The 18,276-nt window shown below is 34.4% G+C and carries 14 protein-coding genes; 9 read left to right on the top strand and 5 right to left on the bottom strand.

Annotated elements, in window-relative coordinates:
* Positions 1–101: 101 nt before the first annotated feature.
* The 6 genes from prfB (at position 102) to ACP7AT_RS08840 (ending at position 8,149) form a co-directional block, all read left to right on the top strand.
* Positions 102–1,200, top strand: a protein-coding gene (gene prfB, locus ACP7AT_RS08865; RefSeq protein WP_426063976.1) for a peptide chain release factor 2 whose coding sequence is annotated in 2 segments (ribosomal slippage) — positions 102–164 and positions 166–1,200 — 1,098 coding nt in all. Because the reading frame shifts where the segments join, the coding sequence is not laid out codon by codon here.
* A 665-nt stretch (positions 1,201–1,865) separates the two neighbouring features.
* Positions 1,866–3,248: an NAD-dependent succinate-semialdehyde dehydrogenase gene (locus ACP7AT_RS08860; RefSeq protein ID WP_426063975.1), complete on the top strand. Its 1,383-nt coding sequence runs from the start codon at positions 1,866–1,868 to the stop codon at positions 3,246–3,248.
* A 113-nt stretch (positions 3,249–3,361) separates the two neighbouring features.
* Entirely contained in the window at positions 3,362–4,360 is a 999-nt protein-coding gene (locus ACP7AT_RS08855; RefSeq protein WP_426063974.1) for an NADP-dependent oxidoreductase, read from the top strand.
* 214 nt (positions 4,361–4,574) lie between these two features.
* Positions 4,575–5,573 (top strand): UDP-3-O-(3-hydroxymyristoyl)glucosamine N-acyltransferase, encoded by a 999-nt coding sequence (gene lpxD / locus ACP7AT_RS08850; protein ID WP_426063973.1) that lies wholly within the window; start codon positions 4,575–4,577, stop codon positions 5,571–5,573.
* Positions 5,574–5,738: 165 nt separating this feature from the next.
* On the top strand, positions 5,739–7,367 hold the full coding sequence (locus ACP7AT_RS08845) for an acyl-CoA carboxylase subunit beta (protein ID WP_426063972.1): 1,629 nt from the start codon (positions 5,739–5,741) through the stop codon (positions 7,365–7,367).
* A gap of 149 nt (positions 7,368–7,516) precedes the next feature.
* Positions 7,517–8,149 carry a hypothetical protein gene (locus tag ACP7AT_RS08840; protein ID WP_426063971.1) on the top strand — a complete coding sequence of 211 codons (633 nt, stop codon included), beginning with the start codon at positions 7,517–7,519 and terminating at the stop codon, positions 8,147–8,149.
* Between the two features lie 493 nt (positions 8,150–8,642).
* Here the strand turns inward: ACP7AT_RS08840 and ACP7AT_RS08835 are convergent, their stop codons facing one another.
* Positions 8,643–9,692: an AMP-binding protein gene (locus ACP7AT_RS08835; RefSeq protein ID WP_426063970.1), complete on the bottom strand. Its 1,050-nt coding sequence runs from the start codon at positions 9,690–9,692 to the stop codon at positions 8,643–8,645.
* A gap of 39 nt (positions 9,693–9,731) precedes the next feature.
* The gene (locus ACP7AT_RS08830) at positions 9,732–10,643 is read right to left on the bottom strand and encodes a CPBP family intramembrane glutamic endopeptidase (RefSeq protein ID WP_426063969.1); all 912 of its coding nucleotides are present in this window, start codon (positions 10,641–10,643) and stop codon (positions 9,732–9,734) included.
* Between the two features lie 97 nt (positions 10,644–10,740).
* Here ACP7AT_RS08830 and arsC point away from each other — a divergent pair, with 97 nt between their 5' ends.
* Positions 10,741–11,085 (top strand): arsenate reductase (glutaredoxin), encoded by a 345-nt coding sequence (arsC, locus tag ACP7AT_RS08825; RefSeq protein ID WP_426063968.1) that lies wholly within the window; start codon positions 10,741–10,743, stop codon positions 11,083–11,085.
* Positions 11,086–11,181: 96 nt separating this feature from the next.
* A complete protein-coding gene (locus tag ACP7AT_RS08820) occupies positions 11,182–13,635 on the top strand; it encodes a TonB-dependent receptor domain-containing protein (RefSeq protein ID WP_426063967.1) in 2,454 nt (817 codons plus the stop codon).
* Positions 13,636–13,759: 124 nt separating this feature from the next.
* Here ACP7AT_RS08820 and ACP7AT_RS08815 read toward each other — a convergent pair whose 3' ends face one another.
* Positions 13,760–14,014, bottom strand: a complete 255-nt coding sequence (locus tag ACP7AT_RS08815) for a hypothetical protein (RefSeq protein WP_196853296.1) — start codon at positions 14,012–14,014, stop codon at positions 13,760–13,762.
* 165 nt (positions 14,015–14,179) lie between these two features.
* On the opposite strand from ACP7AT_RS08815, the gene fumC reads away from it, so the two are divergent.
* Positions 14,180–15,577, top strand: a complete 1,398-nt coding sequence (gene fumC / locus ACP7AT_RS08810) for a class II fumarate hydratase (protein WP_426063966.1) — start codon at positions 14,180–14,182, stop codon at positions 15,575–15,577.
* Between the two features lie 161 nt (positions 15,578–15,738).
* Here the strand turns inward: fumC and ACP7AT_RS08805 are convergent, their stop codons facing one another.
* Positions 15,739–16,746 carry an LLM class flavin-dependent oxidoreductase gene (locus tag ACP7AT_RS08805; protein WP_426063965.1) on the bottom strand — a complete coding sequence of 336 codons (1,008 nt, stop codon included), beginning with the start codon at positions 16,744–16,746 and terminating at the stop codon, positions 15,739–15,741.
* A gap of 171 nt (positions 16,747–16,917) precedes the next feature.
* Positions 16,918–18,120 (bottom strand): NAD(P)-dependent oxidoreductase, encoded by a 1,203-nt coding sequence (locus ACP7AT_RS08800; RefSeq protein ID WP_426063964.1) that lies wholly within the window; start codon positions 18,118–18,120, stop codon positions 16,918–16,920.
* Positions 18,121–18,276 lie beyond the last annotated feature (156 nt).

The following is an 18,276-nucleotide window of genomic DNA, read 5'->3' as shown; positions in this document are numbered from 1 at the left end:
TTGTTAATTCCAACTAGTTCCGTTAAAACTAAACTAATTGTAGTACAGAACGGAATTTTTGATAAATATTGAAAACAGATCTATCAAATTAATATAATTTTATGACAACTACCGAACAAATTAAAGGTATTGTAGAGCGCCTTGGTGCGTTGAGGAGGTATCTTTGACGTTGATGCCAAGTTAATTGAGATTTCAAATGAAGAAGAAAAAACTTTTGCGCCTGATTTTTGGAACAATACAAAAGAAGCGGAACAAATTGTAAAAAACCTTCGAAACAAGAAAAAGTGGATTGAAGATTACAATAAAGCGGTCGAAATGACCGAAGAATTGCAACTCGCTTACGATTTTTACAAAGAAGGTGAACTTACCGGAGAAGAATTAGACGAACATTATATCGCTACTCAAGCTCATATTGAAGCCATCGAATTCAAGAATATGCTTTCTGATGAAGGTGATACTTTAAGTGCTGTAGTACAAATAACCGCTGGCGCAGGAGGAACAGAAAGTTGTGATTGGGCAGAGATGCTGATGAGAATGTACATGATGTGGGGCGAAAAATATGGCTTTAAAATAAAAGAACTGAATTTCCAGAAAGGAGAAGCAGCAGGTATAAAAACCGTAACACTCGAATTTGAAGGAGATTATTCTTTTGGATATCTAAAAGGAGAAAACGGCGTTCATCGATTGGTGCGTATTTCTCCATTTGATAGTAATGCTAAACGTCATACTTCATTTGCATCCGTTTATGTGTATCCGTTAGTAGATGATAGCATCGAAATTGAGATTAATCCTGCTGATATCGAGATAACCACTTCGAGATCCAGTGGTGCAGGCGGACAAAATGTTAATAAGGTGGAAACTAAAGTGCAATTGTTTCACAAACCAACCGGAATTCAAATTCAATGTTCCGAAACGCGTTCGCAACAAGATAACAGACAACGCGCCATGCAAATGTTACGCTCTCAATTATATGAAATTGAGTTAAAAAAGAAACAGGCACAACGCGCCGATATTGAAGCCGGAAAAATGAAAATAGAATGGGGATCCCAAATCAGGAATTACGTGATGCAGCCTTACAAGTTAGTCAAAGATGTTCGTACCGGTTACGAAACCAGTAACGTTGACGGCGTGATGAATGGAGAAATTGATGAATTCCTGAAAGCCTATTTGATGATGATGGGACAAAAAGCAGAGGAATAATTTTTATTGAGTATTTCCCCTTAAACATAAATAAAAACAAATCCTACTAGCTTCAAAACCGGTAGGATTTGTTTTTTTATAGTGTCCCAATTGTCTTTAAAGATTTAAATAAAAAAGCAAAGTTTACAATATTCATCACTAAGTATAATTAATTAGACGAGCAAAAAAACTGTTTAAAAAAGTGTCATGATTATACTAATTTTAACCCGTTGCGTATAATTAATAAAAAATTCAATTAATGTTACATAAAAAATTGAACCACATAGAAACACAGAAAAAAAAGTAGGTTAGCCTAATTCTTGGATTCACGTAGCTATATTTTTCTCTAAAAAAAATGAAACGCCCTACATAATTTTAAAATCTATGTTTCTGTGTGTTTAAAAAATTAAACAAATTGAATTACACACAACGGGTTAACTTTAAACATAAAAAAAAGTTAATGTGGAAATTGTGTAAGTCCCATTCTTTGTCATCTTTTTATCTTTGTTATTCAATAATTAGTTAACAAAAATTAAAACAAATTTACTTTTCAAAAAATAAAAATATACTTTTTCAAAATTCAATTAATTAATTACTGAACATTACATATGCTAAAATAATGTGTTTTGCATACTAAATTTATTTTGGCTGATTCCAAATTAGTAATCTTTTTTAAACATAAAATTATGTCAATACAAACAATTAATCCCGCAACCAATAAAGTAGTGAAATCATTTGAAGAAATGACAGATAAACAAGTAGAACAATCTCTTGAACAGTCCGATATTACTTTTCATGAATGGAAAAAAACATCTTATCCCGAGAGAGCAGCTGTTTTAAACAAAGTCGCATCACTAATGCGAGAGAAAAAAACAGCCCTAGCCACATTAATTACCCTTGAAATGGGAAAAATATTTTCCCAGGCTGTAGGTGAAGTAGAATTAAGTGCCAATATTTTAGAATATTACGCTAGAAATGGCGAAACATTTTTAGCCGATAAAAAGTTAGAACCTGAATTAGGTGAAGCCTTTATTAGATCAAGCCCAATTGGAGTTTTACTAGGAGTGCAACCTTGGAATTTTCCTTTTTATCAAGTGGCGCGTTTCATTGCGCCAAATATTATGGTTGGAAACACCATCTTACTAAAACATGCTTCCATGGTTCCTCAATGTGCCATTGCAATTGAGGATTTATTTAAAGAGGCTAAAGCGCCAGTTGGATTATATACCAATTTGTTACTATCAGGAAAAAAAGCCTCAACCCTAGTTTCTGACAAAAGAATTAAAGGAGTTTCGCTTACCGGTAGTGAAGCCGCTGGTGCGAGTTTAGCTGCAGAAGCGGGAAAAAACCTCAAAAAATCAGTGTTAGAATTAGGAGGTAATGATGCCTTTATTGTTTTAGAAGATGCCGATATAGATAAAACAGTTGAATGGGCCGTCGTAGGTAGAATGAACAACAATGGACAAAGCTGTATTGCCTCTAAAAGAATTATTGCTGTTGAGGCTATCGCCGATGAATTTATCGAAAAATATACCGCTAAATTAGCACAATTAAAAGTGGGTGATCCAATGGATCCAGCCACAGAATTAGGCCCTTTAAGTAGTGAAGAAGCTTTATTACACTTGTTAGATCAAGTAGAAAGATCCGTTGCAGCCGGAGCCACTGTTTTGTTAGGAGGCAAACGGGTAAATGGACCGGGAGCATATATGGAGCCTACTATTTTATCTGATTTAAACCCAGAAATTCCTGCTTATCATGAAGAATTATTTGGTCCAGTTTCCTCTTTTTACAGAGTAAAAAATGAAGCTGAAGCAATTATATTGGCAAATGATTCTGATTTTGGTTTGGGAGGTTCCGTATTTACACAAGATATTGAACGTGGAAAACGAGTTGCAGATCAAATTGATTCTGGAATGATATTTATCAATCACCCAACTTGGACACAAACCGATCTGCCTTTTGGTGGAACCAAAGGTTCAGGTTATGGTAGAGAACTTTCAGAAATTGGAATTCATGAATTTGTAAATAAAAAATTAATTCGTGTAATTGGATTATCTGATCCGTTCTAGAAATTATTGATTATCCAAAGCCTAATTATTATATTACTAATTTTAAATTAGTAGAATAGATAGGCTTTGGCTTTTATAAATATATAAAATGCTTACTGTTAAAAAAGACAATTATGACAACTAAACAAATCGTGCTTGCAGCGAGACCTAATGGAAGTCCAATATTGAATGATTTTAGATTTGAAAATATAGAATTAGATGCACTGGAACAGGGCGAATTACTGTTGCAAGGAATGTATTACTCCGTAGATCCTTACATGCGTGGACGAATGAATGAAGGAAAGTCTTATGTACCTCAATTTGAATTAAACAAAGCCATAGAGGGAGGTGTTCTAGCAACTGTATTGGAATCAAAATCTGATCTTTTTAAAACGGGTGATGTTGTACTGGGAGCTTTGCCTTGGAGCGAAAAAATGATTGCTTCGGATAAAAATCTGCAAAAAATTGAATCAACAGTCGAATCCTTGACGTATTATTTAGGAATATTGGGAATGACAGGATTAACCGCTTATTTTGGTCTCCTACACATTGGTAAACCAAAAGCAGGTGAAACTGTTGTAGTTTCAGGAGCAGCAGGAGCCGTTGGAATTGTAGTTGGCCAAATTGCAAAAATCCACGGAGCCCGTGTAATAGGAATTGCTGGTTCTGACGAAAAAGTAACAATGTTAAAAGAAAAATTTGGTTATGACGATGTCATCAACTATAAAACAACCACCGATATAAATACCGCAATAGCTAATTTATGTCCAAATGGAGTTGACGTCTATTTTGACAATGTGGGCGGAAGCATTTCTGATGCGGTAATCCAAAACCTGAATTTTCACGCTAGAATTGTGCTGTGTGGGCAAATTTCTTTATACAATAGTGCTGAAATTCCTATGGCCCCCCGAATTCAACCGTTGCTATTAACCCGAAGTGTATTAATGCAGGGTTTTATCATTAGTAATTTTCAAAAAGACTTCCCAGAAGGAATTGCTCATCTATCAAAATGGGTAAATGAAGGAAAATTAAAATTCACAGAAACAATAGTAGATGGTTTTGATCAATTACCGGCTGCCTTACTTGGTTTATTTAAAGGAGAAAACAAAGGAAAAATGATTGTCAAATCATAAAATTCGAATCAAATAAATAAAAATTAGCCGATACTTTTAATTAAGTATCGGTTTTTTGGTGTAAAATTAATTACAACCATTCAATAAAATGAATTTTAACTGCAACGGTAGTCGTACATATTCTGAGTGTTAAAGAAATTGATAGGATTAGGAATTTCAACCCTAAATTCTTTTATTTGAAAAATATTTAATAACAAAATCCTATATCTACGTAATGAAATCCTACACCATTCAAGAAATAAATGAGATACTACAGGGAGAAATAGTCGGGAATACTTTTCAACGTATCATTGCACCTGAACAACTTGAGGCCGCTAATGAATCTGAAATTTCATTTATTGGAAATAAAAAATACGAAAAATTTTGGTCAGCATCAAAAGCCTGTGTCGCAGTTGTCAACGAGGATATTGCCATACAACCCGGAAAAGAAAGGGCTTTTATAAAAGTAAAAAATGCTGATTTAGCAATGTCTCAAATATTAGATCTTTTTGCACCTCCAACTCCACTATTTAGAGTCGATATTCATCCAACCGCAACAATAGACGAAACTGCAACTATTTGTAATGGTGCCCGAATTGGTGCAGGATGCTACATAGGTCCTAAAGTCATTATTGGTGATTATTCCACCATTTATCCTAATGTAACCATTTTAGATGAATCAACGATAGGAAAAAACACTGTGATTTGGTCAGGATCAGTTATTAGAGAACGTTGTCAAATAGGAAACGACTGCATTATACATCCCAATGCAACTATTGGCGCAGATGGTTTTGGTTTTCGTCCGGATCCACAGAGAGGTTTGGTAAAAATTCCGCAAATTGGAAACGTAATTATAGGCAATAATGTCGAAATCGGTGCCAATACCTGTATTGATAGAGGAAAATTCAGTTCTACTGTTTTGGGTGACGGTTGCAAAATTGATAATTTGGTCCAAATAGGTCATAACAGCAAATTAGGTAAATTTTGTATTATGGCCGGAAATAGTGGACTTGCCGGTTCAGTAACATTAGGAAACGGGGTTATTATTGGCGGAAGCGCTTCCATAAAAGACCATACCACTATAGGTGATGGTGCTATTGTAGGTGCCGGTTCCGGTGTAACAGGAGATATTCCTGCCGGAAAAACCATGTTAGGTTATCCGGCTGTAGAGGCTCGAGATGCACTGAAACAATGGGCAATTTTGAAAAGACTTGTAAATGAATCCAAAAAATAAACTTTCTCTTTTTTATTAAATTCGTAAAAAACAGGAGTTCATTTCTGTTTTTTTGTTTTATTAGTAAACATATATTCAATTATCATTATATACGATTTAAATTAATAAAATTTATTTCGTTGGATTTTGTATTTTTGACGCAAACTTTTTTAATATTATTTCATCATGGATTTGAACTTCAACAAAAACGAAGACCACAATAAACTTTTACTTTCCGCATTGCGTCAAAAATTAAGCGTAGTGAAATTAGGCGGCGGCGAAAAACGCATCCAAAAATTACATGGCGAAGGCAAAATGACCGCACGCGAACGAATCGATTATTTATTGGATCCAAAAGCGAAAAGTATTGAAATTGGGGCATTTGTTGGTGAAGGAATGTATGCCGAACACGGTGGCTGCCCATCAGGTGGAGTTGTTGTAAAAATAGGATACATCCGAGGAAAACAATGTATTGTAGTGGCTAATGATGCCACTGTAAAAGCAGGAGCTTGGTTTCCTATAACGGCTAAGAAAAATTTACGCGCACAGGAAATCGCAATGGAGAATCGTCTTCCAATAATCTACTTGGTAGACAGTGCCGGAGTTTATTTGCCTTTGCAAGATGAGATTTTCCCGGACAAAGAACATTTTGGACGCATTTTCAGAAACAATGCTCAAATGAGCAGCATGGGAATTACCCAAATTGCTGCCGTAATGGGAAGTTGTGTTGCAGGTGGTGCCTACCTGCCAATTATGAGCGATGAAGCAATGATAGTGGATAAAACGGGAAGTATATTTTTGGCAGGAAGCTATTTGGTTAAAGCGGCCATTGGCGAAAGCATTGATAACGAAACTTTGGGCGGAGCAACAACACATTGTGAAATTTCAGGTGTTATAGATTACAAAGCTAAAGATGACAAAGACGCATTAGACAAAATAAAAAACATAGTTGACAAAATAGGAGATTTTGACAAAGCCGGATACAGCCGAATTAAAGCGGAAAAACCAGCGCTTGATGAAAAGGAAATCTATGGTATTTTGCCAAAAGCCAGAAATGAGCAATACGATATGATGGAAATCATCAATCGTTTAGTGGATAATTCCGAGTTTGAAGCGTATAAAGAAGGTTATGGTCAAACCATTATTACCGGATATGCCAGAATTGACGGTTGGGCAGTAGGAATTGTTGCCAATCAACGAAAAGTAGTGAAAACTAAAAATGGCGAAATGCAATTTGGAGGCGTAATTTACTCCGATAGTGCTGATAAAGCCACGCGTTTCATAGCCAATTGCAACCAGAAAAAAATCCCATTAGTATTCGTTCAGGATGTTACCGGATTTATGGTTGGATCTAAATCCGAACATGGAGGAATTATAAAAGACGGTGCCAAAATGGTAAACGCAGTATCTAATTCAGTTGTTCCAAAATTTACTGTTATCGTAGGGAATTCATATGGAGCCGGAAATTATGCCATGTGTGGAAAAGCGTATGATCCCAGATTAATTTTTGCATGGCCAAGTGCAGAATTAGCTGTTATGGGCGGAACACAGGCTGCTAAAGTATTGGCACAGATTGAAGCTTCTTCGCTTAAAGCAAAAGGAGAAGTAGTGGATGAAGATAAAGAAAAAGAATTGTTTGATAAAATAAAAGCTAGATATGATGAACAAGTTTCACCGTATTATGCTGCATCCCGATTGTGGACAGATGCCATTATCGATCCTTTAGATACCAGAACTTGGATTTCAATGGGAATCGAAGCGGCCAATCACTCCCCGATTGAGAAAAAATTCAACCTTGGTGTTATTCAGGTTTAACACTGATTAACAATTGCTTAAATAATTATTTTGTATATTTAGGACTGTTTTGTTGCTGCTTCTTTGGAGCAGTAAAACAGCCTCATTGACTATATAACACTAACAAATCTTAACCTAATTCATTTTAATAGTTTAAAATTGAATAAGAAATGAAAAAGATTTTTGTTTTACTATTTAGTATATTGATATTGTCAGGTCAGTATACATTGGCACAAAATAAATTAGATAGTAATAGCACAAAAAAAGAAAAAAAACCTATTTATTTTGAATCGGGAATCAATGCTTCGTTACCGGTTCATATCGAAATGTATCGGACACACAGACTGGCAATTGGTTTAAATGGAAGAGTTGGGAAAATAATTTCAAGGAAATTAGAATTAGGAATCCGATTTGATTATGACTACCGATTCATCCGCAAAAACACTCGAACTCTTACTCCTGAAAGTACGACGCAAGAAAGAGCCAGCCACAATAATTTCAGCCTTTTTAGTCTTAGACCGAACATTCAATTCAATATGAATTCTCATTGGTTTTGGGGTGCTGAAACAGGCGTTGGTTATGTTTTATCAGATGAGGACGGTAAAATAGGAATGGGTTTTGTATCAGAATACGCCAATGATCAACAATTTGGTGTATGTTCTGGATTGTATGTGGGTCGCTATTTTAACATTAGCCCTAATAAAAATAAGTTAGGAGTTTCGATGAATTTAACACAATTTTTAGCTCATGGCCATGCCGAAAACAGTCTTGGCTTTAGAGTAAATTATCGATTTTTAAACTAATTTTCAATAAACAAAAAAGTATTAAACTCAAAAAACGGCTTTTATAAACAAGGTTATTTTTAAATTTGATACTTATAGTAATTACAGATTTATTACCATAGGGTGCAATTGTTTAAAAATAATATAAAGTCGCAATGTTATCATTGCGACAGAAGAGGAATTACATTATCAATTCACGACATGAGATTTCTCGTCCCTCTAAATGAAAAAATCACTACATACTAACAATACAATTTGTAATTCCTAAAACTTAAGTATAATAACACCGAACGGGTTAATTTATTTCATTTGGTCGCTGTTGTAGTTTCTTATTTTAGAACAAATAGAAACAAATATTTTTTTTATTTCTTCACGATGTTTCACTTTATCGGAGAAAACGGTAGCTATGTTGAACCAAGAATTGGGCATCCAACTCTTTTTTTAAGTTCCCATTTAGCTGATTTAGTATTTACGATCAATCACAATTTTTATTAATTGCACCAGATGGATTGAATTACATACTTTCCAGCACTTCTTTTCTTTTCACCTTACCATTTTCCGTCTCAGTAAATTTTGCTACATAAAATACTTCTTTTGGTTTTTCATATTTATCCAAATCATCAAAAATAGTATCTTCTAATGTTTGATTTTCACCTTCAATTACCAAAACTAATTTTTCGCCCAAATCAGCATCTTGAATCCCAGTTACAAAAAATCTCGAATTAATTTTGTGGGATAACTTTTGTTCTATTTTCTCCGGAATTAATTTAACCCCGCCGCTATTGATTACATTATCTATTCTCCCTAAAAAAACAAACTGGTTTTCGCCAACTATTTCGACCAAATCATTCGTTACAATAGATTTTTCTGAAATTTTTGGAGCATCAATTACTAAGCAGTTTCGATCATCAATGGCAATTTTTATATTGGGTAAAACTGAGAAAGACAGTTCTCCTATTTTCTTGGCAGCAATATGAGTAATGGTTTCAGTCATACCATAAGTTTCATAAACTGTAGTTTTTAATTTAGACAGGCCTTTTTCGAGAGCAGTATTCATTTTTGCGCCTCCAATAATAATCTTTTTTATGTTATTTAACTGCGATAAAGCGTTTTGCGCTTGCAAAGGAACCATGGCTGCAAAATCATATTTGGTATCGTTTAGCATCAAAGGATGTGAACTTGGTTCCACAAAATCTACATCAAGACCAAGTATAAAACTCCTTACAAACATCATCTTCCCTGCTATGAATTTAGTCGGCAAACAATGCAATGCTTTATCACCGGGATGTAAATCAAAAAAATCACCCGTCGCTAGCGCTGAATCAACCATCGCCTGTTTTTCTATTCGGATTAATTTAGGCGCTCCTGTAGTTCCTGACGTGTTGAATTCCACATACGATTTATTGTCAAACCAATCGAGTATAAAATCGCCCACAGACTTTTCATGCTCATCTCCTTCTTTAATAAAACTGTACGCTACTCGGCATAAATCATTTCGATCTAAATGAAAACCGTTCAATTTAAAAAGATTATGAACGTTCTGATATGTTATTGTAGTGGTCATGAGTAGTCGTTTTTTATTATTATTTAAAGCTTAAATCAACTAAATTTTACCAGTCAATTTTTCTTTCCAGTTGCTCCAATTGTATTTTTTACTAAAGATAAATAAAAGTATCGGGAAAATTATGACAACAGGAAAAATAACATCTAATCCTGCTGAAGGATCTGAAATATCTTTGAAAATAGAATGCGTTTGAAATGCAGACCAATCCGAAGTGACCAATAAAGCACCAACCAAATTATTAGCAGCATGAAATCCCAGCGCTAACTCTATACCTTCATCCATTAGCGTAATAATTCCCAAAAATAATCCGGTGCCAATGTAATAAACCAAAATTACAGGGCCAATTTTAACAACTTCCGGATTGAACCAGTGCATTCCTCCGAAAATCAGCGAAGTCATTAGTAATGGAAACCATTTGTTTTTAGCAAGATTTGCAAATCCCTGCATCAAATAGCCTCTAAAAATAAATTCTTCGGAACTGGTTTGTATCGGAATAAGAACTATTCCGATTAGTGCCAAGATAGCAAATGGAATAGGTTTAAAATTGAATACAAATTCATTTGGACTAAAATAATAGAAAAATAGAGTGGATACAATTGTAACCGCAGCCCAAATCAAAAATGAAAATACGATTCTGTTCCAGTCAACTTTCGCTCTTGAAGTAGTTACGGAAAGCACCGTTTGATGGTGCAGGTGTCGGATCACCAAAATGATGCCGATCATAATAAACACAAACGAAAGCAGCATCAAAAACAAGTTCAGATTCGGTTCAAAAAAACGCATAATTGCTTCATTACTGGTAGGATAAGGTTTTCCGTTTAATACTGTTTCATAAATTAAAATGACAAGAAATGGAATCTGCCCAATCAAAGAAGCAAAAAAGATTAGTATTGAACCGCCAATATATTTCCAAAACGTATTCTCTGATTTTAAACCTTGTTCTATAAACATATATTTTTTAATTTAATTTTACAACTGATTAGATTTACAAATATATATTTTTGTTACAACTGATATAACGCATTTATAACCATTGAAAACAAATTACATGATACAAATATACCATAATTCACGCTGCGGAAAATCCAGAAATTGTCTCGCACTTTTAAAACAATCAGAAAAAGAGTTTGAAGTCATCAATTATTTGACAAACCCGCCTTCTTTTGAAGAACTATCTACTATTATTAAAAAATTGAATATGAAACCGATTGAATTGGTGCGCCAAAAAGAAAAAATCTGGACAGACAATTTTAAAGACCAAAAAATGAATAATGAACAAATTATTCAGGTCATGATTGCTAATCCAATTCTAATTGAAAGACCGATTGTTATAATAGAAAACAAGGCAATCATTGGCCGAGATTTAGAAAAAATAAAATCTTTCATTTCATAAAATAGCTGTTTTTAATTAACATTATTTTATGATTTTAACTATTAAACCAAACGCTACTTTTGCAATCTAATTTTGGTAACTAAAGTTTTTTTAAAAATGAAAAAAATAAAATCCACATTAATTCTTGTTCTCTTTTTCATGACTCTATTGAGTCATGCCCAACAGGCAGCTGTTGTTCCAAAAATTAAAATTTCAGGAAAAGTAGTAGAAAAAATAAGTAAACAACCCCTGGAATATGCTACAATTACTTTTTTAGAACCTAATAATCAAAAACCTGTTGCTGGTGGAATTACAAATCCAAATGGAGAATTTGATATTGAGGTAAAACCGGGAGTTTATGACATAAAAATTGAATTTATATCTTTTAAATTATTTGAAATAAAACAGAAAACCCTACAGTCTAACAGTAGTTTAGGTTTGATTAGTTTAGAAGAAAATCCCAATCAATTGAATGAAGTTATCATTCGTTCTGAAAAAACAACGGTTGAAATTAAATTAGATAAAAAAGTGTACAACGTAGGAAATGACCTTATGGTAAAAGGCGGAACTGTAAGTGATGTTTTGGACAACATTCCTTCTGTTTCTGTAGATGTAGAAGGAAATATTAGTCTTCGTGGAAATGAAAATGTACGCGTTCTTATTGACGGTAAACCCTCGAATGCAATTAATATCGCGGAAGCACTTCGATTGATTCCGGCAGATGCGATTGAAAAAGTAGAAGTGATTACCAACCCATCGGCACGATATGATGCTGAAGGTGGTGGGGGTTTATTGAACATCATCCTGAAAAAAGGAAAAAATCAAGGTTTAAACGGAACATTTATTGCCACTACCGGATATCCTAAAAATTATGGTTTGAGTGGTACATTAAACTACAAATCAAAAAACTTTAATCTTTTTACTACGCAAGGATACAATGATCGTAGCAATCCTGGAAATGCATTTACCGATTCAAGATATTTAAATGCAAACAATTCAACTCGAAATTATGTAAATGAAACGAGAGAGAACGAAAGAGACAATAAAGGATACAATGGAAACTTTGGGATGGAATTGTATTTAAGCGAAAGCCTCTCTTGGACCAACACCTTTAACTACAGAAAAAGTGATGGAAATAATGTCGACAATGTTTTTCAGAATAATTATGACGCAGGATTTAATTATGATTACACCCGCAATCGTATCAATTTAGAAAATAGTGATAGTGAGAATGTAGAATTTACTACAAACTTTACTAAAAAATTTAAAAAAGATGGTCATAAATTAACATTTGATGGTTCGTTCTCTACAAATGATGACATTAATAATGCATTAATTACGGATACGGCCACAAATACAAGTGTGGTAAAATTTGATACGACAATCAACAATCAAAGCCAAAGCAGAAATTTACTTCAAATGGATTATGTGCTACCTGTAGGTAAAGGAAGCCAGTTTGAAGCAGGATACCGTGGTGATTTCTCTGAATTACTTACGGATTACAGCGTTAAAAATGATGGAGTAACCAATAACAACTTCACCAATACATTAGAATACAAAGAGAAAGTTAATGCAATTTACACACAGTATGGTGTGAAAATTAATAAATTTTCTGCCCTTTTCGGATTGCGTTTTGAAGATTCCAATATTGAAATCAATCAATTAGCAACTAATGATTTTAATACTAAAAAATACAATAACTTTTTTCCAAGTGCTTTCTTCACTTATGAAATCTCCGATAAAAGCAGCGCTTCTGTAAGCTATAGCCGAAGAATTCAAAGACCAAGAGGAAGAATGTTGAATCCGTTCAGTAATTTGTCAAGTAACATAAATATTTTTGTTGGTAATCCTGATTTAGATCCTGCATTTTCAGACGCAATTGATTTCGGTTACATCAAAAGATGGGAGAAATTAACCTTTAATACTTCGCTTTATTTAAATAAAACTACAGATGTTTTTCAATTTGCAAGAAGAGAATCAGGTGATTTCGTAAATGGAACTCCCATACTTATTAGTTCTCCAATCAATTTGGCTACGGAATACAGAACTGGATTTGAATTCACATTAAATTATTCTCCATATAAATGGTGGAAATTAAACAGTAATTTCAATTTCTTCAGAAACGAAACGCAAGGTGATTTTACTTATACTGATTTTAAAAATAATGAAATTGTACAAAATTTTGATAACGTAGCAACTTCATGGTCTACAAGACTGACTTCAAAAATCACGTTACCATACAAAATTGATTGGCAGACTAATGCAAGTTATAACGGTCCGCAAAATAATGCCCAAGGAAGAAGCTTAGGTATTTTTGCAGCAAATATAGCGTTCAGCAAAGACATCTTGAAGGATAAAGGAACACTTTCATTCAACGTGAGTGATGTATTCAACTCCCGAAAAAGAATGATGGAAAGTAATCTTCCAGGAATTGTAAATTCGTACAGCGAAATGCAGTGGCGAGAAAGACAATTTAATTTATCATTCACATACCGTTTCAATAAACCTAAAAACGAAAGAGAACAACCTAAGCGAAATCAAGGAGATAACGAAGGTGATTATCAAGGATAACAAAATTAAGGACTTATGAAAATGGGTCCTTTTTTTTATAAATCATTAGAGCTAATAAGATTGAAAAGTATAAGCATAAAAAAAAGGGCCCATAAATGAGTCCTTTTTTTATTTAACAAAAAGATTAAACTGATTGTTCTTGCTTCTTTTTTGCTCTTTTCTCCTTGTATGCTTCCCAACTAGCTCCACCTACCCAGTAGGATACGAAACCAACTAGAAAAAACATCAACCAAAATCCTATAGTAAGAATGGTTAAGAAAAGTAAAAAGCCTAAGTACTGTGAAAATTCAAACATGTTTTCCGGAATTTTGAATGTAGCCACAAATGTAAGTTTAATTCCTTTTCGCACCAATAAAAAACCATAAAAACTATCAATCAATTTTTATAAAAAAGGAATTATCCGTATTTTTGAACTCAGAATTTGGAGCTGTTTCCCGCTGTTCACTCCAATCTTTTCTTTTTTAAAGAAAAAAAGAAAAGGATTTCCATTTCCATCGGGGCTAAAAAGTAGTATACGACATAATTATTCCTAAATAACAACAAAATGAAATTCAGAATAGAAAAAGACACCATGGGTGAAGTGCAGGTTCCAGCTGACAAATATTGGGGCGCACAAACAGAACGTTCAAGAAACAACTTCAAAATAGGTCCATCGGCTTCGATGCCAAAAGAAATCATTGAAGGTTTTGCTTATCTTAAAAAAGCAGCCGCTTATGCCAATTGTGATTTAGGAGTTTTACCAGAAGAAAAGCGTGATGCCATTGCTGCTGTTTGTGATGAAATTCTTGCCGGAAAATTAGATGCTGAATTTCCATTGGTAATTTGGCAAACCGGCTCCGGTACGCAAAGTAACATGAACGTAAATGAAGTAGTTGCAAATCGTGCGCAAGTGTTAAAAGGATTCAACATTGGCGAAGGCGAACAATTCATCAAAGCGAATGACGATGTAAATAAATCACAATCTTCAAATGATACGTTCCCGACAGGAATGCACATTGCAGCTTACAAAGCAGTTGTTGAAGTTACTATTCCCGGTGTTGAAAAACTAAGAGACACACTGCATGCAAAAGCAGTTGAATTCAACAATGTGGTTAAAATAGGTCGTACGCATTTAATGGATGCTACACCGCTAACACTAGGACAGGAAATTTCCGGATATGTAGCGCAATTAAACTACGGTTTAAAAGCGGTTAGAAATACGTTGGCTCACTTATCAGAAGTGGCTTTAGGGGGAACTGCTGTTGGAACCGGATTAAACACTCCAGAAGGATATGATGTAAAAGTAGCGGAATATATCGCTGAATTTACAGGACACCCATTTGTAACTGCCGAAAACAAATTTGAAGCATTAGCAGCACACGATGCCATCGTAGAAACGCACGGTGCGTTAAAACAATTGGCGGTTTCATTGAATAAAATTGCCAATGATGTACGTATGCTAGCTTCTGGACCACGTTCAGGAATTGGAGAAATCCTTATTCCGGAAAATGAGCCGGGATCTTCCATCATGCCAGGAAAAGTAAACCCAACACAATGTGAAGCATTAACGATGGTTTGCGCACAAGTTATGGGGAATGATGTTGCAATCTCTGTTGGAGGAATGCAAGGACATTACGAATTGAATGTTTTCAAACCGCTAATGGCTGCAAACTTTTTACAATCAGCGAGATTACTGGGTGATGCATGTATGTCTTTTGACGAGCATTGCGCACAAGGAATTGCACCAAACTACAAGCGTATCAAAGAATTAGTTGACAATTCATTGATGTTAGTTACCGCTTTGAATACTAAAATTGGGTATTACAAATCAGCTGAAATTGCTCAAACTGCACATAAAAACGGAACAACATTAAAAGAAGAAGCTGTTCGTCTAGGGTACGTAACTCCAGAAGATTTTGAAGCTTGGGTAAAACCGGAAGATATGGTAGGAAGCCTTAAATAATGAATTATTAATGATGAGTTATAAATCAAGAAACCCTGCAATTTAACGTAGCAGGGTTTATTGGTTTAAATTTCTTTCAGTAGCAGATTTAATAATTTAGCTTTGTTTACAAAAACTTGTATTACTTATATGGTACAAAAAAAATTAACGTTTCGTCTATTCTATAAGGTATTAATTGCATCCATTACTTCCTTCATGATGCGAATGCTTTTCAATTTATCATCATGATCAAAAATTGGACTGGTAATCATCAGTTCATCTATTTTAGTGTAATCAATAAACTGTTTCAATTCGGTAACTAATTTTTCATTACTTCCTACAAAGGAACAAGCAGTCATTTGGTTGACATGAAAATGCTCTTCTTCGCTCATAATTCCGTCTAAGGAATCAACAGGCGGTTGCAATGGTCTTCTATCATTGCGAATTAAATTCAGAAACATTTGAGTTAAACTGGTCGACAATTTTTCGGCTTCTTCATCGGTATCTGCGGCTATTGCGTTTACGCAAGCCATCGTTTTGGGTTGGTTTAAATATTTTGAAGGCACAAAATTATCCCGGTAAAACTGAAATGCCTGGTACATTTGTTTTGGTGCAAAATGTCCAGCAAAAGCGTATGGCAATCCATTGGCAGCAGCCAAAGCAGCACTATCCATACTGGAACCTAAAATCCAAATGGGAACTTTCGTCCCTTCGGCAGGAAAAGCACGCACTGCTGAAGTAGCATTATCTTCTGAGAAAAATTTCTGTAGCGCAGCCACATTTTGAGGAAATCGTTGTGATTGCTCGTAAAAATCTTTTCGAATCGCCTGTGCGGTTAATCCATCCGTTCCCGGCGCTCTTCCTAATCCTAAATCAATACGGTTTGGATGTAAAATTTCAAGAGTGCCAAATTGTTCCGCTATAATTAACGGAGCATGATTTGGTAACATGATACCACCTGAACCTACGCGAATATTTTGGGTCTGACTGGCAATATACCCAATCAGTACAACCGTTGCAGTGCTGGCTACATGCGCCATATTATGATGTTCCGCCAACCAAAATCGTTTGTATCCTAAACTGTCAGCCAGTTGTGCCAGTGTTTTTGTTTTTTGTAATGTTTCGCTTGCATTACTATTTTCGGTAATTATCGCTAATTCTAATAGGGAAATCGGAATATTTTTTTTCATTATAAATTTCTACTTTTGACAAAATTAATCATTTCCTGTCGAGTCAAAAATTCTGTGCTGTTAATTGATTTATAATGTTTCTAAAAAAAGGAGTTTTTTATTACTTTAAAGTCCATAAAAAAACCTGCAACAGTATATGGCAGGTTTAATTAGTATTATAAGATAATAGAATTATTTTCCATCAACATAATCTTGCAAATAGCTAAATCGTGGCGTCAGTTTTCCTTTTGTGGTAATTTTTGCTCGTTGTAAAATACCGTCTTTATCTCCGTTAAAAAACGCTGGAATAACGTGCTCCAAGAACATTTCTCCAAAGCCTTCACTCGCGTCTTTGGGTAATTCACAGGGTAAATTATCAACTGCCATGACCACCACTGCTGCAGGATGAAAGACATCAACTTCTTTGTTTTCACTTGGAAAATATCCGTATAAAGGCTCCGCAATTGTTGATGATCTGAGTGTGCAGGCTATTGGACCATTGACATCGCAGGAAACATCAGCAACTACTTTGACCTTGCAATCATTTGATTGCAGCATTTCCCGGGTAAGAATTATTGGCGCTTCATTAGCATGAAAATGTCCTGTAATATAAATATCCGATACTTTTGTAAATCTTTCGAAATCAGAAACATAATCTTTAGGATTGCTGTAAAAATCAGTAAAATCTAAAACCTGTCCGTCTTTGCGTTTGTTGTATTCCAAGACATCAATCTGAGTATAAACGGGCTGGGTGTAGTTTTTTGTTAAATAATTCTCAACCGAAACTTCTTTTATTTTTATGGCATCCAGAACTTCTTTCGCACCATTCCCCACTTTTCCAGTTCCTGTAATGACAAATTTTAAAGGAGGTAAAACCAATCGTTTCAAATGGGTAATTAATGCTTCTTTTCCTGAAAGTGCTTCTGCTTTTGGCAATTTAAACAATTCGAATTTGATTCCGAAGGCGCGAATACTATTGTATGCACCTACTATTCCTGCATAACGCCCAAAACCAATTAATCTGCGATTGTTAGCATCTACAATTGTTTCGTAATCGTATAAATCAATATTTTTTTCTAAAATAGCCTGTAACAATTTTCTGTTATACGACTGTTTTTTAATAGTATGCGAAAAAAAGAAATAGGTTTTGTTTGGAATCAAATGTTCTACCGGTACTTCTTTTACCCCAAACAAAATATCGCAATCACTTATATCATCGGTCATTTCAATTCCGAGACTTTCATATTGATCATCGGTGAAAACCCTAATACCAGAACGCTCGACTTGTACCGTAATATTTTGATGATATTGTTTCAATCTTGTCAACTCTTCAGGCGAAAAAACAACTCTTCTGTCCGGCGGATTTTTTCTTTCTTTTAAAATTCCAAATTTCATAAGTATGATAGGGTTTTGATTTGTTTTATTATAACTTTAGATTGTCAATTTGTTACAAATATAACATTATAAACTAAATTGAATTTATTTTTTAATTAAAAACCGCAGGCAAAAAATTACTATTCTCTGACGTAAAAAATAATACAAAAAGCATGC

The organism is Flavobacterium sp. DSP2-3-1 (genome assembly GCF_049896865.1).
GTDB lineage: Bacteria > Bacteroidota > Bacteroidia > Flavobacteriales > Flavobacteriaceae > Flavobacterium.
The sequence above is the reverse complement of the archived record's forward strand: the minus strand, read 5'-3'. Positions and strand labels throughout refer to the sequence as shown.

Coding starts and splice junctions, on each gene's coding strand:
- ACP7AT_RS08860 (WP_426063975.1), top strand. CDS start 1,866: ATGTCAATACAAACAATTAATCCCGCAACCAATAAAGTAGTGAAATCA.
- ACP7AT_RS08855 (WP_426063974.1), top strand. CDS start 3,362: ATGACAACTAAACAAATCGTGCTTGCAGCGAGACCTAATGGAAGTCCA.
- lpxD (WP_426063973.1), top strand. CDS start 4,575: ATGAAATCCTACACCATTCAAGAAATAAATGAGATACTACAGGGAGAA.
- ACP7AT_RS08845 (WP_426063972.1), top strand. CDS start 5,739: ATGGATTTGAACTTCAACAAAAACGAAGACCACAATAAACTTTTACTT.
- ACP7AT_RS08840 (WP_426063971.1), top strand. CDS start 7,517: ATGAAAAAGATTTTTGTTTTACTATTTAGTATATTGATATTGTCAGGT.
- ACP7AT_RS08835 (WP_426063970.1), bottom strand. CDS start 9,692: ATGACCACTACAATAACATATCAGAACGTTCATAATCTTTTTAAATTG.
- ACP7AT_RS08830 (WP_426063969.1), bottom strand. CDS start 10,643: ATGTTTATAGAACAAGGTTTAAAATCAGAGAATACGTTTTGGAAATAT.
- arsC (WP_426063968.1), top strand. CDS start 10,741: ATGATACAAATATACCATAATTCACGCTGCGGAAAATCCAGAAATTGT.
- ACP7AT_RS08820 (WP_426063967.1), top strand. CDS start 11,182: ATGAAAAAAATAAAATCCACATTAATTCTTGTTCTCTTTTTCATGACT.
- fumC (WP_426063966.1), top strand. CDS start 14,180: ATGAAATTCAGAATAGAAAAAGACACCATGGGTGAAGTGCAGGTTCCA.
- ACP7AT_RS08805 (WP_426063965.1), bottom strand. CDS start 16,746: ATGAAAAAAAATATTCCGATTTCCCTATTAGAATTAGCGATAATTACC.
- ACP7AT_RS08800 (WP_426063964.1), bottom strand. CDS start 18,120: ATGAAATTTGGAATTTTAAAAGAAAGAAAAAATCCGCCGGACAGAAGA.